17 protein-coding genes are annotated in these 13,773 nt (G+C 41.5%); 1 reads left to right on the top strand and 16 read right to left on the bottom strand.

The features are described from left to right. Positions 1–57 precede the first annotated feature (57 nt). The 12 genes from VYM24_RS18625 to VYM24_RS18570 all read right to left on the bottom strand — a co-directional run bounded on the left by VYM24_RS18625 (position 58) and on the right by VYM24_RS18570 (position 10,267). A complete protein-coding gene (locus tag VYM24_RS18625) occupies positions 58–354 on the bottom strand; it encodes a hypothetical protein (protein WP_330940627.1) in 297 nt (98 codons plus the stop codon). Then, complete coding sequence (locus tag VYM24_RS18620) at positions 351–596, bottom strand: hypothetical protein (RefSeq protein ID WP_330940626.1); 246 nt, start codon at positions 594–596, stop codon at positions 351–353. The genes VYM24_RS18625 and VYM24_RS18620 overlap by 4 nt, the downstream gene beginning before the upstream one ends. Further along, positions 589–951 carry a hypothetical protein gene (locus tag VYM24_RS18615; RefSeq protein WP_330940625.1) on the bottom strand — a complete coding sequence of 121 codons (363 nt, stop codon included), beginning with the start codon at positions 949–951 and terminating at the stop codon, positions 589–591. The genes VYM24_RS18620 and VYM24_RS18615 overlap by 8 nt, the downstream gene beginning before the upstream one ends. After that, positions 948–1,145 carry a hypothetical protein gene (locus VYM24_RS18610; protein ID WP_330940624.1) on the bottom strand — a complete coding sequence of 66 codons (198 nt, stop codon included), beginning with the start codon at positions 1,143–1,145 and terminating at the stop codon, positions 948–950. Before VYM24_RS18610 ends, VYM24_RS18615 begins: the two co-directional genes overlap by 4 nt. 317 nt (positions 1,146–1,462) lie before the next feature. Next, positions 1,463–2,146: a hypothetical protein gene (locus tag VYM24_RS18605; RefSeq protein ID WP_330940623.1), complete on the bottom strand. Its 684-nt coding sequence runs from the start codon at positions 2,144–2,146 to the stop codon at positions 1,463–1,465. Between the two features lie 159 nt (positions 2,147–2,305). Next, positions 2,306–2,734 carry a DUF5053 domain-containing protein gene (locus tag VYM24_RS18600; protein WP_330940622.1) on the bottom strand — a complete coding sequence of 143 codons (429 nt, stop codon included), beginning with the start codon at positions 2,732–2,734 and terminating at the stop codon, positions 2,306–2,308. Between the two features lie 38 nt (positions 2,735–2,772). Next, entirely contained in the window at positions 2,773–2,967 is a 195-nt protein-coding gene (locus VYM24_RS18595) for a diguanylate cyclase (protein ID WP_330940621.1), read from the bottom strand. A 105-nt stretch (positions 2,968–3,072) separates the two neighbouring features. After that, positions 3,073–4,848 carry a hypothetical protein gene (locus VYM24_RS18590; protein ID WP_330940620.1) on the bottom strand — a complete coding sequence of 592 codons (1,776 nt, stop codon included), beginning with the start codon at positions 4,846–4,848 and terminating at the stop codon, positions 3,073–3,075. Continuing rightward, positions 4,845–8,489 (bottom strand): phage tail tape measure protein, encoded by a 3,645-nt coding sequence (locus VYM24_RS18585; protein WP_330940619.1) that lies wholly within the window; start codon positions 8,487–8,489, stop codon positions 4,845–4,847. Before VYM24_RS18585 ends, VYM24_RS18590 begins: the two co-directional genes overlap by 4 nt. Further along, on the bottom strand, positions 8,476–9,018 hold the full coding sequence (locus VYM24_RS18580; protein WP_330940618.1) for a hypothetical protein: 543 nt from the start codon (positions 9,016–9,018) through the stop codon (positions 8,476–8,478). Before VYM24_RS18580 ends, VYM24_RS18585 begins: the two co-directional genes overlap by 14 nt. A 64-nt stretch (positions 9,019–9,082) precedes the next feature. Further along, positions 9,083–9,607, bottom strand: coding sequence for a glycoside hydrolase family 108 protein (locus tag VYM24_RS18575; RefSeq protein ID WP_330940617.1), 525 nt, complete (start codon positions 9,605–9,607; stop codon positions 9,083–9,085). A gap of 48 nt (positions 9,608–9,655) precedes the next feature. Next, positions 9,656–10,267 (bottom strand): master DNA invertase Mpi family serine-type recombinase, encoded by a 612-nt coding sequence (locus tag VYM24_RS18570; RefSeq protein WP_330940616.1) that lies wholly within the window; start codon positions 10,265–10,267, stop codon positions 9,656–9,658. 76 nt (positions 10,268–10,343) lie between these two features. On the opposite strand from VYM24_RS18570, the gene VYM24_RS18565 reads away from it, so the two are divergent. Next, positions 10,344–10,886 (top strand): hypothetical protein, encoded by a 543-nt coding sequence (locus VYM24_RS18565; RefSeq protein ID WP_330940615.1) that lies wholly within the window; start codon positions 10,344–10,346, stop codon positions 10,884–10,886. A 161-nt stretch (positions 10,887–11,047) separates the two neighbouring features. Here the strand turns inward: VYM24_RS18565 and VYM24_RS18560 are convergent, their stop codons facing one another. The 4 genes from VYM24_RS18560 to VYM24_RS18545 form a co-directional block, all read right to left on the bottom strand. Beyond that, entirely contained in the window at positions 11,048–11,458 is a 411-nt protein-coding gene (locus VYM24_RS18560; protein ID WP_330940614.1) for a hypothetical protein, read from the bottom strand. A gap of 101 nt (positions 11,459–11,559) precedes the next feature. Then, entirely contained in the window at positions 11,560–12,378 is an 819-nt protein-coding gene (locus VYM24_RS18555; protein WP_330940613.1) for a hypothetical protein, read from the bottom strand. Positions 12,379–12,384: 6 nt separating this feature from the next. Continuing rightward, entirely contained in the window at positions 12,385–13,419 is a 1,035-nt protein-coding gene (locus VYM24_RS18550; RefSeq protein ID WP_330940612.1) for a hypothetical protein, read from the bottom strand. After that, complete coding sequence (locus VYM24_RS18545) at positions 13,412–13,759, bottom strand: hypothetical protein (RefSeq protein ID WP_330940611.1); 348 nt, start codon at positions 13,757–13,759, stop codon at positions 13,412–13,414. Before VYM24_RS18545 ends, VYM24_RS18550 begins: the two co-directional genes overlap by 8 nt. Positions 13,760–13,773 lie beyond the last annotated feature (14 nt).

Here is a 13,773-nt window from a genome sequence, read left to right as displayed (position 1 = left end):
ATGCGACTGCACCAATTTGTACAAGTTCGTACAAATAAAGGTGCAGCCGCACGAATTTTATTTCTCGTACATCACCCAGTAGGGTTGACCTGCCAGGTATTCCACATGATATCCGGCATCTGCCAGTTGTTTAGCCAGTTCGTTTGGCCGCACTGATATGATGTTGGATAAATCATATATCAATTCTGCGGTTGTCTTATAGCATTTGGCAGAAGTGGAACCAATAGGGGAATAGTTCTGTCCTAAGAAATTGGCTATAGCTTTCTGCCGTTCGGCTTGTTGCTTTTCCTGTTCATTCTGCTTTTCTTCGTCTTTTACATTTTCATAAGAACGGAATCCTATAGGCTTTTTCATTGGGCACCTCCTTTCTGATTAGGGATAAGGCTTAAAAATTCGGTACGGGCATTATGTAATGTTGCTAAAACATCCAAAAATGTTTTTGAATTGTCATAGAAATAACCACTGTATTCAAGAAGAAAGCCGATACTATCATCCAACAATTCTGCAAGAGATGCTGCTCGATTATTTTGCAATTTCAATAAGCAATTAGATATGGAATCGTTGAGTACAATTCCATTAACGGTAGTATTATCCATTCTCGCCTCCTTTCTGCTCCAGTACATTAGCCTTCTCGCTAAATTGATAAACGGAACGAACCTTGCAAATATCGAGAAAGAACACAAGATCCGGACATCCGCCACTTATAACGCGAGCCTCTATACGCGTGGTGCGACTCCCATCAAGAGGACCGGCAGAATATTGTATGCGTTTCAGTTTGGGATGATCCGCATTGATTCGGTTAATTACGTCACATAATTCATGCTTGAGCGCATCCAGGGAAAGTTCATCCTTGATAAGAACATACTCGTACTTATTCACATAATCGATCACCTTTTTCCATGCCCGGTTCTTCGGAGCGTATGTCTGTAAATGGTAAACAAAGAACATCATGCTTTGCCCCCTTTCTCATTAAAGGTGATGTTGACTGTTCCACCATTGACATAGATGGAAATGGATTTTTCACTTTGTGTTGCACGGATCCGTCTACGTCCGGCGCACAATTCAATGCCCAGCTGAGCAAATGCTTGCTGGATCTTCTTCGCGGATACATAGCGTTCGCGGGCGCTTTGTTTTTGATTACTCATACTACTTGATTGTTTCGCTTATAGACAGAAAAACGGCTGTCATTTCCCGTGTCGCGAAACAATCAAGTAGTGTCACTCCGTAGAGCAAACAAATTGATGGGAAAGACAGCCGTATGCTTTTGTTAACAAGCAAACTTCTACATATCTTCAGTATGGGCATAAAAAAAGCCCACTATGTCATGAGCATTAACCGCGCTCTACGTGTATGACAAACATACTTGATTATTTCGCTGATGCAAAGATGAGAGTTTCTTTTGAAACAGCAAAAGAAAAGCGGAGATTTTTTTGTTTCTCCGCTTTCAGCCATATTATCGTTATTATTCTAATGGAATAAACTCGTTTGTCTCATAATTAACAATTTGCCTATCAATAAAACTGGCATAAGCCACTTTATCCGCGAGGCCTTTCTCTGTATAAAATTGGATTTGTGATTGATTATAAAAGTATTTTTTCCATGCCTGGCGCAATTGCGAAACATTCAATTTTTGAGAGGTTAAAACACGTGTGCCATTAGAGTAAGCTTCTAATATCTGCAAAGATATGCCATCTATTTTTCCTATTATCCGTCGTGCAGTAGAGACCTGAGCATTTATCTTACCTGCATCAGTTTTACGAATAGCCATCCCTTCCAAGCTGTATCTCTTAGTTCTATCTGCAATTCTTCCACTTACATTTATTTTCAGGTTAACAATGCCATTGGCATTATATGCAGCCAGTTGCTTCAATACTTCATTATACAAAGCATCCAAGGATGGTTCTACATAGGTCTTATTTATCCACCCACCATCACTTATCGCGTATAAGCTGCCTATTGTCTCATAATCAAAACTTACAGAATTAGATTCTGTTACGAAGACTCCTTTTGATGTCAACGGTGAATAATCAAAGACTCCCGCAAAGGCATATGGAGCCGGTAGTGGTGGTGATGGTAATGTAACACAAGATACTAAATTCAGGCTTAGTATAACCAATGTAAAGATTAAAGTAAATAGTCGTTTCATATTCAATATTTTATAGTGTTTAAAATCATAGCATAAAATCAAATCCTTATGTTCGTTTGTAATGTATATTGCAAAGATGTTGATTCTATTTCACATATACAATATAAAAACAAAAAAAGGCTTCCAACTCGTGGAAGCCCTTCTAATTGTCATTAAGACTTACGGTCTCGCGATAGACCGAGAAGTATCTTTCATTATGTCTCCAAGCTCGGATAAAGCCATGGATAATGTGTTTAGTTCATCAATTGTAAAATTGGCCGGTTTACCGTTAACTGCACTTCCATTAATCCGCTGATACAGCCATTGACGTGTTTTGCCAAAATAGTGCTGGGCAATATATGACATGGAAGCAAAAGGCAATACCTTTTCTAAAGTCTTTCTGATTTCTACCGTTTTTACAATAACCTGTGCTTCATTGATAGCTTGCCTGGCACCATCTCGGAACGCTTGTGCAAATACCTTTTTGTTTTCCGGTGAAAGTGTCTGCAAAAAGGCTCTAAAACGTTTCGTATGGTCCGCCAATTCCTCCGGAGTATTGCATGCTGCATATTCCGATTTCCATTTTTCCAATTCTTTCTGTACGTCCATAAGCCTAAAAATTATATGTTAGAGAAAAAGTAGCCCCCTCAAGGAGGGCTACCGTTTTCATTCAGCTTGTCTTGAGCATCATTCAGATCATCGAGACAATCGTTGATGCCGTTTTCAAGCTCCTCATCGGAAATCCAATCAGTACTCTGAATGTCATCCCAATAGAGGGAAAAGAAGCTGAGGTCTTTTTTCGCAGCTTCAATCCGAGCCTTTAGCTCTTCTTCTTCAGTCATAAAAAGATCGCGATACTTAATGACACTGCAAATATAATAACCTTTTGGTAATTATGCAATAGTTTGAACATAATTTTTTGCGGAAACAGATATATTTTGAAATATTTATTCTACCCTGTAAAAAGTACCCTCAAATGCTTTGTCCAAACCATAAGCATCTACACTTACCTCTATTTTTTCACATAAATACTGTTTGTTTCCTATGAGAAATACCTTGTTCACGTCAGGCAACCTATTAGCTTGGAAACGTATAGTATAAGGTACATCAGAGTGGAATAGATTGAGTATTGAAAACCGATGGCCAATGCTGTCCGGACAAACATCATTCAGACTGAGCGAATACGGAAGAAAATCCGTGAGCTGTGCCGTAGTCTTCTGCTGATAGTCTGTAAAAGGATACGCATAATCATACGAATGTACCTGGCCGCTATAAGTCACATCCTGCCGGTTGAACTTGCCGGTATTGATAGCCACCTCCATATAATCATTCTTCTCCTGCTTCTCCTGCAATTCCACATCACCGTTAATTGCTTCCTGAATATTAAAGCGTTCTTGATGGACAGTAGTAGCCTGATATCCTACAGCCGGAATATTGAGATACATAGCTGCATAAGGACGATTTAATGTATATTCAGCAACAGAACCGTAGACACCAACATTGAACTGAAGGATTTTGGCAGGTATAATCTTTAGTGGGGTATCTATATCGGAAGATTCCGGATTACGTATCAAATCTGCATACAGGTTGACTTCACGCAGTTTGTTTTGATCATTCTCATTATAATTGATATAATAGCGTTTACCAACGACAAAAAGAGTGCTCTTCTTGTCACTGTCATTCATTCCATTGTAAGCGGCTACCATTGCATCATAAGTATCACATTCGAGCTTATAGGCTGCATCTACAATATCCCTTTCAATACGCAGATAACCATCATCGGTATGTGAAGGCAAATCATAACCTATGTTCCCGGAACTGAGATCCTTTTCGCTTTTTTCGTCTTCAATTTCTACGGTAAACTCACGAATCAATGCAGAACTATCAATGATTTCTTTTTCAGAATTGGCAAAGTAATCGTTGAGTCCAACAAGTCGTACAACTTTTGTGCGTTCATCAACTACCGTAACCGCACAAAGAAACCTCTCCAATTCATCGAAAAACTCGGAAATGGTCCAATGTGGTAAGGCATCAGCTATTTTATTGGAGGTAACGGCACTACAAATATAAACGTTACGTAGAAAATTATCATTGAAAAATGATGTATCAAACGTATAACCGAAGTGTTCTACTATCCTCTTGATGACAGTTGTCAGGTAAGGTTGTACGCACCGATTACGCGCATACGGACAAAGCGTAAAGTTGTTCGTTCCAAATTCATAAATAACATCATTATTCAGATTCTTCCATTGAGCTTCTTGATAGAATACCGGAAGCCAAACAACTTCAACATCATCTACTGAGCCATAATAACCCACCATGTTAGCGGGTGGTTGGAAATAGTTTTGGTTATTGTTAGGCCAACCAACACTACCTAAATCAAGCTCATCAATATAGGTACTGTCGTTTGTCAAAAGGTTGAACTCCGCATTGCCCGATACGATCTGTACTTTAACAAGCGTGTCTTCAACCGACAATAAAACTGCGCTGCCATAAAGCAGACACCTGGTATCCACGATGAGCATAGCCGGAAGGATGGTCTTTTTCTTCGTCACATCCAGCCTGTTAACATGTTTGAATATGGCATGATTAGCCGGCATGGGGAGTTCTATATCCAATGAGTAATTGGAACTACGGGTGAAATAGGGATTCTCCGAGGTAAAAGTAATATTGAACCCTTCAGGAAGGGCGGCCAACTGTCCGTCAATGTATAATTCGGTCATTGCTTGTTACGTGATTTGTTATTCTCTAATTTTTTATATTCTCGTTGCGCTTGGTTAATACCCCGTTTACCGGTAACATAAGTCTCCGCCACTAACGGATCATCCAGGCGATTTTTAAGCTTACGCAGCACGCGGGTACATTCTACCAGCATCGCCACCATAGCCGGATCATTGGTGGTGGTTGTGGCACTGGCTCCGGGTGCCTTAGCCGGAACGGTACGCGTACTCTTTTCGGATCCTGCCACGGCTGCGATATCTTCAGCTGTCAAGTTGCCAACATTGCCGGTACGTTGTGCCACATCGATAACATCGAATATCGGCCGTAAATTCGGATTGGCCACAGCAAAACGGTTGGCTACAAATTCATTGGAATGAACAATACCTTGCGGTTGATCCCAGTTACCAGGTCCAGTATAGCCACCAGTATAAAAATTGCCTATAGCGGACTTGGCCGTTTCGAAAGCAGCTGTAATCAGGGCGATTTCGGCAGCAGCTTTAGCCAGTCCCCAAATACCCATTTCTCCGACATTCCGAATAGTTGTCATAGACACATAAGCAATAAGCAGTTTCTGAACAGTATCAAGCACCATAACAACAAGATTCTGCAAAAACTCTCCCATAGCTTCCTCTTCACCAGCCAAAGTCTTACCCAGTGCAACTCCGAAATCCTGTGCAATACTCGACATCAGCATAAAAGTAGCTTCCATTTTTTCTTCTACATTTTCAAAAGCATCAATAGACTCATCTCGAAAATCGAAAATATCAAGCAACAACATACCTAATGTTGACATTTGTTGCTCAGTCGAGATGTCTGACCATTTGGTAATGTCATTCCAGCCTTCTTTTACTCTTTCCTGCCATGTTTTCTCCTCCTCTTCTGTTTCTTCAAAAGCCTTTTGGAGCTTCTTCATAACATATTCAAGATATGATTCTACAGCTTTTTCTTCTTCTCCTGTTGCGTCTTCTGTTATTTTTTGAATATCCTTCTTATATTTCTTTAGTAGCTCAAGAATTTTCATCAAATATTCCTCACGCGAAATATATCCTAACCTATACCGCTGATTCTCTTCTGCCAATTCTGCGTCCAAAGCTTTTTGTTGATTACTTAGGAATTGTTTCTTTTCATCAAGATCTTCTTTTATACATTGCTCCTTCAGCTTCAGCTGTAACGCAAGAATTTGGTTCATTATTTCTTCTCGCTTTTTAGGTTCTAAACCTGCAATCTCAAGTTTTTTATTTAAGGACTTCATTTCCAGATCTGATAAGAATTGCAAGTATTCTGCCTGTGTCATTTCATCACTGGCTAAATACTGTTTCTTCAGTTCCGCCTGTTCTTTAAGGGATTCCGTCTCAATCTGTTCCAATCTTTTGCGAATACGTTCTTTACGTTTGGCCTCGTCTTCTTCACAAACACAAGGCTTTTTGCCACATTTCGGACATTTTCCACCACCATCGCCTCCGGTGGGGTTGTTTTTAGGCGTGCCTGGATTCAATGCTTTCCATTTTTCCTGTACCAGTTTCTTATAACGTGCAGTTAAAGATGCAACAATCTCTTCTTCTTGGGAAATCTTGTTGCGAACATCCTCACGAGCCATCGACCCCATCGGTGAATTGTCATTTAATGCCGGGGATTTTTGAAGGCGCATTAAGTTGATCCGATGTTTATCCAGTTCGTCGGCAACCTCTTTCAATTCGATATTGGTTGCCAACACAGCATTATACTGGTCAAGCGCTTCTGTATTCTCATTAATGATTTTTCCTTCTTTATCAATCTCAGCATTATATTCTGGAATAATGGCCTGTAATTGCTCTATTGCCTTTTTCCGTTCGGAATTTGAGAGATTATTATTATGTATCTTTTTTGTTAGTTGCTCAACAAGAGATGATTGGCGTGCATATTCATCATTTGACTTTTCTGTAATTTTTTCATTGACTTTATTGAGATCATAATAATCTTTGGTGCGTTGCGTCAATTTATAGGACGCAGTAGCAGCAGCAAGAACTAATGTTACCAGCAAACCAACCGGATTACTGGCCATGATAGTCCAGGCTGCTTTCATGGATTTTGCAGCCAGGTCAACACGACCTCGTAAAACCTGCACGGCAGCAGCATATAAATAAGTGGCAATACGTAGTGACTTTAGCAAGACTGTATGTCCCTGCATGAGAGTTGACAATTTACGCAGGTTTCCGAATGATGTCACAGTATAACCGGATAGTGTATTCATTGATGCGGCATAAGCCAAATTGAGAACTGTTGCAACTTTAGTAAGCGAGTTCCAAATTGAATACCATGTTGTTATTATCTTCAGCCGGGTAGCATATACAAGCAATATCGTACTAAGCCACAATACAGTACCACCCCATTCTTTACACCAATCAATCAGTCCGGGCAGGAATTTGATGACATTGGTGAGCATATTGGTGCTAACTGTTAAAGCCGGATTCAACTTCTCACCCAGATCAATGGCGGCAAGTTTCATCTTATTACGTGCCTGTTCCAATTTTGCCTGTGCCGTATCACTGTTTATTGCGGCCTGTTCATACGCCACATTCGTACCGGTAACGGCAGCTGTGAAGTCCTTCACCATCTCTGTGTTCTGAAGGATTACGGATGCAGTATTATAGCCTTCTTCACCGAACATCTTCTTAATAGCACCGGCATCCATATTCTTATTCTTCAGGTTCTCCAGTGCCTTATCCAACCCTACAATTTTGGGATTGATTTCATCCACTCCGGTCTGAAGTACCAGGAAAAACTTTTTCAATCCCGTTCCGGCCACTTCATCCTTTATACCCCGATAGGCAAGCGTTTCAATCAAAGCAACCGTCTGTTCAATGGGAACATTGGCTGAAGCTGCTGCCGTGCCTGCATTCCGGATTGCCTTTGCCTGGCTTGCAATATTGGCGGAACCGGCCTGGGAACCGGCAGCCAACACATTAGAAAAACGCCCTGCCTGATCAGCAGCTTCGCCATATTGATTAAGCGACAAAGTAAGCGAATCAACCGCCTCATTGAGAGTGATATCCTTAGCAGCCGCCTGTAACCGCATAGCTTCTTCTGTTACTTGCTTCAATGCCTCCTTATCTCCGAGTAATTCCGGTTTGGCCGACCCCACCAACATGAACGCATCAAGAATTTCAGCTGCCGACTGGCGGACGCGTAACCCCTCTTTTGTCATGGTGGTGGAAAGCGTCTTTGCCTGTTCGGTCAGCCAGGCAATGTTATCATCATCAAGTCCGGTCAAAGCTTTCAGCCCGGCTTGTGACTCTTCTAACTTGTTGCGCTCATCTCTGATGGCACGCAAGGCAAGAGTAAAACCGGTCAGAAAACCAATCACCGAAAGGATTACCCCCCCAAAGCGGTTAAACCAATCTACCATACTGCCGATACTGATCGTTGCTTTCTTGGTCTCGGTAGTGATACCTTTGATCTCCTGGCGATGCTGTTTGAGTATGCCTTGAAGATGCTTTATCTTCGCCATGGTGCGGTTGTATTCTTCGGAACCACGTGTCATTTCCTTAATGTCACGCTGGAGACGCTTCATTTCCAAATCAATGGAATTTATGTCATTCTTGATCTCTTTTCCGTCAATATAGAGATACACACCTCTCTTGACAGTTTTGTTATTTTTTGCCATAACGTTTCTCGATTGTTATTTTATCAAACTTCTGAAGTACTTTTTTGAGTGCCTGGTCTCCGTAATATTCTCCGGAGAGGTCGGCCAATGATTCTATATTTTCTACAATGGGCGGATCCAACCAAGGTAATGGAGTACGGCGGATAACCGCATAGTGTTCGTCAATTGTGCGCATACGCCTGATGCGGTATTCCGAAACACGCAATGAGCGAAGCTCCTGACGCTTCTTTTTGTCACTCCATGCCGAATGACCTTTCATAATGATACCATCTTTAACAATGTATCCACGTCCGGCACCGTATTCTCGATATGCTCCATAACGTTCAAAGCGAAAGCCAAGCCCTACATAAGCCGGTCCACCTTCACGATCATTTAGCAAACGTGCTTGTAGTCCACTACGAAGTTTGCCTGAAGCATGAGTACGTTGTAGGATATTTATAGATATTCCCCGAACTTTATGAGTCCAACTTTCCACCCCCTTATTATATTCAGCGGGACTCATTAACCTGTTTTCTTCTATGATAGCCATAAAAAAGCCTTTAGTTTCAGGCACAAAACTAAAGGCTGAAAAGAATGAGAAAAAGGACAAGAAATTAGCGAATGGAGAACTTGAAATCATTGATCCGGTTCAACCATCCTTTCCGGAACACAAGCTGCGACGGATCCTTTTTACAGATTTCTTCAACAAACCGGATCCGGTCTGCCTTGACAGCTTCAAACAACTGGCGCTGGTTGGCCAGATTAATACTGGCAACCGTCTGAGGTCCTACAATGCCGTCCACCTTAATTTGCAGGAGTTGCTGTACCTTTGTGATTCCAGGACGTCCGGAAGCCCATACCCAGTCCACACAAATGTTGGCAATGGACTGGTTATGTATAAAATCAGCCTGATAACGATCCCAATAATACTTTTTGAAGATATTGAATACATCTTCCGGAGTAATCAATCGTAGATCATCCGCATCGATATCGCCATCGCCGTCTTTGTCATAACCGCATGATTTCCATGTAGACAAAGTAATACCCATGTTGGTTTTACCACCTTTGTCATTTTTGTGATCACTCCATCCGCCTTCCCATTTGCGGATGATCTTGAATAAAACTTCTGCTTTTGCCATATGTATAAATGAATGAAATATAGGCAAAAGTAGCATGTAGCCCATTTATTATATAGGACACTGTTTGTACTTAATCCTTTCAAGATGATTATTCAATGTTACCAAGTGACATTTCAACTTCCGGCAAACAGCAGCCTTCGATTTGCCCTCAGATAGCATCCGGCTAATAAGTTCTGCTTTCTTGTCAAGCTTGTAATGCGTATTCTTTTCACCAGCTTGCCGGCCCAACTTTTTCCCGGAAGCCTTGCGCCAAGCAAGTGCCTCTTTGGTTCGTTGACTGATTAGGTCACGCTCGATCTGAGCGGACAAACCAAAGGCAAACGCAAGTACCTGGCTATTGATATTGTTGCCAAGCTCGTATCTTTCTTTAACCGTAAGAACGTAAGTCTCTTTAGTCATGCAGAGATTGAGCATAGACATTATACTCATAAGGTTACGACCCAAACGGCTGATCTCAGAGATTACCAAGGTATCACCTTTCTTCATTTTCTTAAGAAGTGGCCCAAGACGACGTTCTTTCGCAGCCTTGGTTCCAGTAACTTGCTCTGATACCCAGGAGTCTATTGTTAGGCCTTTCTCTTTTGCAAAATTCTCAATCTCAAACTTCTGATTTTCTTTTATCTGTTTATCAGTTGAAATGCGGATGTATGCGTAAATCATTTTTTGCCTGTGAAGATAGCAAACTAATCCATCTTGGACAAACAACGAATCAGACGTCCGTTAAAAGTGAATAGGTATGGGAAAATTAAACGAAGCTGCTATTGTGAATAGCATTAATAGTGAATATGTGCTACTGACAGATAGTAATGGGTTACCAGTACGGATCAGCAAGAATAATCTTGCAGAAGCCGTTCGTAGCGTGATGAACGAGGCTAATATTATCAATAAAGGTTTAATGCCTGCCGGATTAATAGGTTTTAAAAATGTAATGACAAGCGTTCTGTTATGTGAAACTACGGCTTTGGCCATAACTGGATCTATTCTGTTATCTGTATCAGCTACTACGTCGGGAATACCTAATCTCTATTTCATATCAATGGGGCGTGCAGGAGGCAGTACTGGTAATCCGACTGTAAGGGTTAAGGTGTTATCTGGTGATTATACTATTAAAATTATAGGAAAAACGGATGCAGAAGGCAAATGCAAGATATATGCAGAGCGAACGCAATATACTCCGGTTCTCAATATCCTTTCAATGAATACAATTGGCATTGCTATAAAAATGGAGACTGCCGATAATTCTGATTTTGCAGGTGGCTTTGAAGCTACATTAATATGATTATAGGGGCTTAACGCCCCTATAATCATGTTGTTTCAATTAATACAGCTCCTTCCGGTAATGATTCTTGTTTAAGATGGTAGGAAAAATTTCCTGATTCTAATAGAGGAGATATATGTGTAATTGAATAGTCAACAGTTGTTACTAAATATATTGAAACCTCATTTCCGTCCTTCACATAATAGAATTTTTCCTATAATTTTAATAGTATAATCACCAGATAACACCTTAACCCTTACAGTCGGATTACCAGTACTGCCTCCTGCACGCCCCATTGATATGAAATAGAGATTAGGTATTCCCGACGTAGTAGCTGATACAGATAACAGAATAGATCCAGTTATGGCCAAAGCCGTAGTTTCACATAACAGAACGCTTGTCATTACATTTTTAAAACCTATTAATCCGGCAGGCATTAAACCTTTATTGATAATATTAGCCTCAGGAATATTATCCCGAATTGCTTCTGCAAGGTCTGCCTTATTGATCTTCAATGGGCTACCGTTAGCATCCATTAGAGTTATAAATTCGCTCCCGATAGTATTCACATGTGCAGCTTCATTTAATTTCATACCATTCACTTTTAACGGACGTTTAAACTATAGCGAAAAACGCCCAAATTCAACATTTATTTTTTGATCTCGTTTTGTAATTATAAATTCTCGTACATCAATTAACTATTACCATATGTTTTAGTTATAACATCATTTTTTCGAAATTGAATGCCGATGTAAGGAGATATATGAACCGAATATTTATCACCGAAATATAAAGATTCCAACGATATACTACCCGGCATAATTGTCGTCTTACTACCTATAACACCTGTTGGAGCCATATCATATAGTTCAATTACAGCAGAAGTATAGTCTTCTACAGTAGAAAAGCTAATCTTTCCAACAAGATTTCCAAGGAAATCATACATCGCAATACTATTAGTAGTTGGATCAATAACAATTCGCTTACCTTCAGAAGCGGTAGAAATCTGTCCCGTCAACTCTACTTTACTCCCTTTGAATAAGCCCGTGGCAAAATCCAGAAGCAGATTAGGAGTAAAAGTTCCCGTATTAAATTTTTCATAATTCGATGTCGAATTACCGTCAGCATCAACACCTTGTTGTGAGAATATATAATCTCCTGAAAAGACAGCACTCGCCAATTTTGCGAAGTTAGCCATCAATATCTCTACATAGATAGCCTTGTAACTTTCAAAGGGTATCCAAGTGGCTTTTTGTCCGTTCACTGCATAGTCCTTTTGAGGATTATTTATGTTCGATGGAACACCTTGACCTACCCAGGTGGTAATCTGATTCATCACATAATAGATGCCGTTATATAGTACATACGGAGCGACCATATCCGTACATATATAAGAAGTATGTAGGTCGTATTCGCCTGCCGGATAAGGCAGCTGGCCCCGAGACCCTTTTGCACCATCTTCAGGAGCCGCTGTAACGTTAAAAGCTGATGCAACTATCTGATTCTTTGCCATGACAACTCACGATTTAGTTCCCTGTACATAACCGGTTATATTCCCTCCCGCACTCTTCACATCAGTATAAGTAAGCTTACAACCGGTGGTAGTAGGTGCATTGGCCGGAGTAAAGGCCGTACCGTCAGCCTTCGTGAAAGCTGTTGTAAAGGTAAACCCGCTCACCTCTTCACCCGTTCCTACCCGCTTTACTTTGTAAGTAGCTGTAACCTCACTGGTAGCACCGCTACTGGTAAGCATCGTCGGACCACTGTAGTTTATTGCCAGGAATAACGGATCAGTCTCATCACTCACTTCGCAAATGGCAGTAGCAACCACCTCACCACCGATGATAAACTCAGCCCTCACGCTTAACTTGGAATCGACATCGTCCGCTACCAATGAAACACTGTTGGCCGTTGACCATGCTGTGGTTGACGGCATCTTATACCATTTCAGGGAGTAGTTGCTCTGAGGCACCAATGAGCCACCCTTGTAGAGTTCCTGAGTCACTTTAACGGTAGCTGTATCACCATCAATAATACCGCCATCGGAAGGATACAGGAAACCGTAATAGGCGGAGTTGCTAAACTCCGAGATGGCAAGCGGTATCTCAGAAGTATAGCCAAGATTATGCCCGGAGGCTTCAATCTCTCCGTCCATGCGGATGGTGTCTGCGTCCATGTTGGAGGCACTGGCCAAATTGCCCACTATTTTCAATGCCGGTACATTCACAGAACCATTATTGTAAGTAGTGGTCTGCAACTTGCTGGCAACGGCAGCCGGAGCGGTAGAAAGTCCAGAAGCGTTGAACGTTACTAAAGTGTTGTTGTAATACCACTTCTCGGAACCCGACACAATCGGCTTGATCACGTTTTCATTGCCTGAGCGCATGACCGGATAGATGACAGGCTGGTTGGCCGCTACGCTCCAGTCCGGCACACATTTACCCGTATCTTTCTGGTACATCTGCACAAGCGGCTTAGTAGATCGAATATTCCCTTGAGCACTGTCACCGTCTATTATCATCCCGACGTAAAGAGAACCTGCAACATCACTCATCTTGTGCCTCCTCTCCGTTAATTGGGCTATCTTCCGCCACAGGTTCTTTATCACTATCCTGAACCGGCAAAGAATCCCCGGCAGGTAATTCATTACTTTCTTCATTTAAGACCTCCTCTCCAATTTGATTTCCACCTGCTTCAATTAGCCTGGCAGCTTCCTGTTCTGTCAGAACCTGCCCGGCAATGCCCCTCACATATTCCTCAGGTTCGAACCTCACCATACGAAGGTCACTCTCGTTAACGATAAAATCACCGTCAGCAGTCCGATGACGGACAGCGATCACACCCGCACGCCGAGCGATATCGGCGGAAACTTTCAAATACTTCATTTCTCTCATATGCTTAATTTTTA

The sequence above is a fragment of the Bacteroides sp. MSB163 genome, from assembly GCF_036416795.1.
Lineage (GTDB): Bacteria > Bacteroidota > Bacteroidia > Bacteroidales > Bacteroidaceae > Bacteroides > Bacteroides maternus.
Note: the sequence above shows the minus strand (reverse complement) of the source record. Positions and strands in the feature narration are given on the sequence as shown.

Coding starts and splice junctions, on each gene's coding strand:
- VYM24_RS18625 (WP_330940627.1), bottom strand. CDS start 354: ATGAAAAAGCCTATAGGATTCCGTTCTTATGAAAATGTAAAAGACGAA.
- VYM24_RS18620 (WP_330940626.1), bottom strand. CDS start 596: ATGGATAATACTACCGTTAATGGAATTGTACTCAACGATTCCATATCT.
- VYM24_RS18615 (WP_330940625.1), bottom strand. CDS start 951: ATGATGTTCTTTGTTTACCATTTACAGACATACGCTCCGAAGAACCGG.
- VYM24_RS18610 (WP_330940624.1), bottom strand. CDS start 1,145: ATGAGTAATCAAAAACAAAGCGCCCGCGAACGCTATGTATCCGCGAAG.
- VYM24_RS18605 (WP_330940623.1), bottom strand. CDS start 2,146: ATGAAACGACTATTTACTTTAATCTTTACATTGGTTATACTAAGCCTG.
- VYM24_RS18600 (WP_330940622.1), bottom strand. CDS start 2,734: ATGGACGTACAGAAAGAATTGGAAAAATGGAAATCGGAATATGCAGCA.
- VYM24_RS18595 (WP_330940621.1), bottom strand. CDS start 2,967: ATGACTGAAGAAGAAGAGCTAAAGGCTCGGATTGAAGCTGCGAAAAAA.
- VYM24_RS18590 (WP_330940620.1), bottom strand. CDS start 4,848: ATGACCGAATTATACATTGACGGACAGTTGGCCGCCCTTCCTGAAGGG.
- VYM24_RS18585 (WP_330940619.1), bottom strand. CDS start 8,489: ATGGCAAAAAATAACAAAACTGTCAAGAGAGGTGTGTATCTCTATATT.
- VYM24_RS18580 (WP_330940618.1), bottom strand. CDS start 9,018: ATGGCTATCATAGAAGAAAACAGGTTAATGAGTCCCGCTGAATATAAT.
- VYM24_RS18575 (WP_330940617.1), bottom strand. CDS start 9,607: ATGGCAAAAGCAGAAGTTTTATTCAAGATCATCCGCAAATGGGAAGGC.
- VYM24_RS18570 (WP_330940616.1), bottom strand. CDS start 10,267: ATGATTTACGCATACATCCGCATTTCAACTGATAAACAGATAAAAGAA.
- VYM24_RS18565 (WP_330940615.1), top strand. CDS start 10,344: ATGGGAAAATTAAACGAAGCTGCTATTGTGAATAGCATTAATAGTGAA.
- VYM24_RS18560 (WP_330940614.1), bottom strand. CDS start 11,458: ATGAAATTAAATGAAGCTGCACATGTGAATACTATCGGGAGCGAATTT.
- VYM24_RS18555 (WP_330940613.1), bottom strand. CDS start 12,378: ATGGCAAAGAATCAGATAGTTGCATCAGCTTTTAACGTTACAGCGGCT.
- VYM24_RS18550 (WP_330940612.1), bottom strand. CDS start 13,419: ATGAGTGATGTTGCAGGTTCTCTTTACGTCGGGATGATAATAGACGGT.
- VYM24_RS18545 (WP_330940611.1), bottom strand. CDS start 13,759: ATGAGAGAAATGAAGTATTTGAAAGTTTCCGCCGATATCGCTCGGCGT.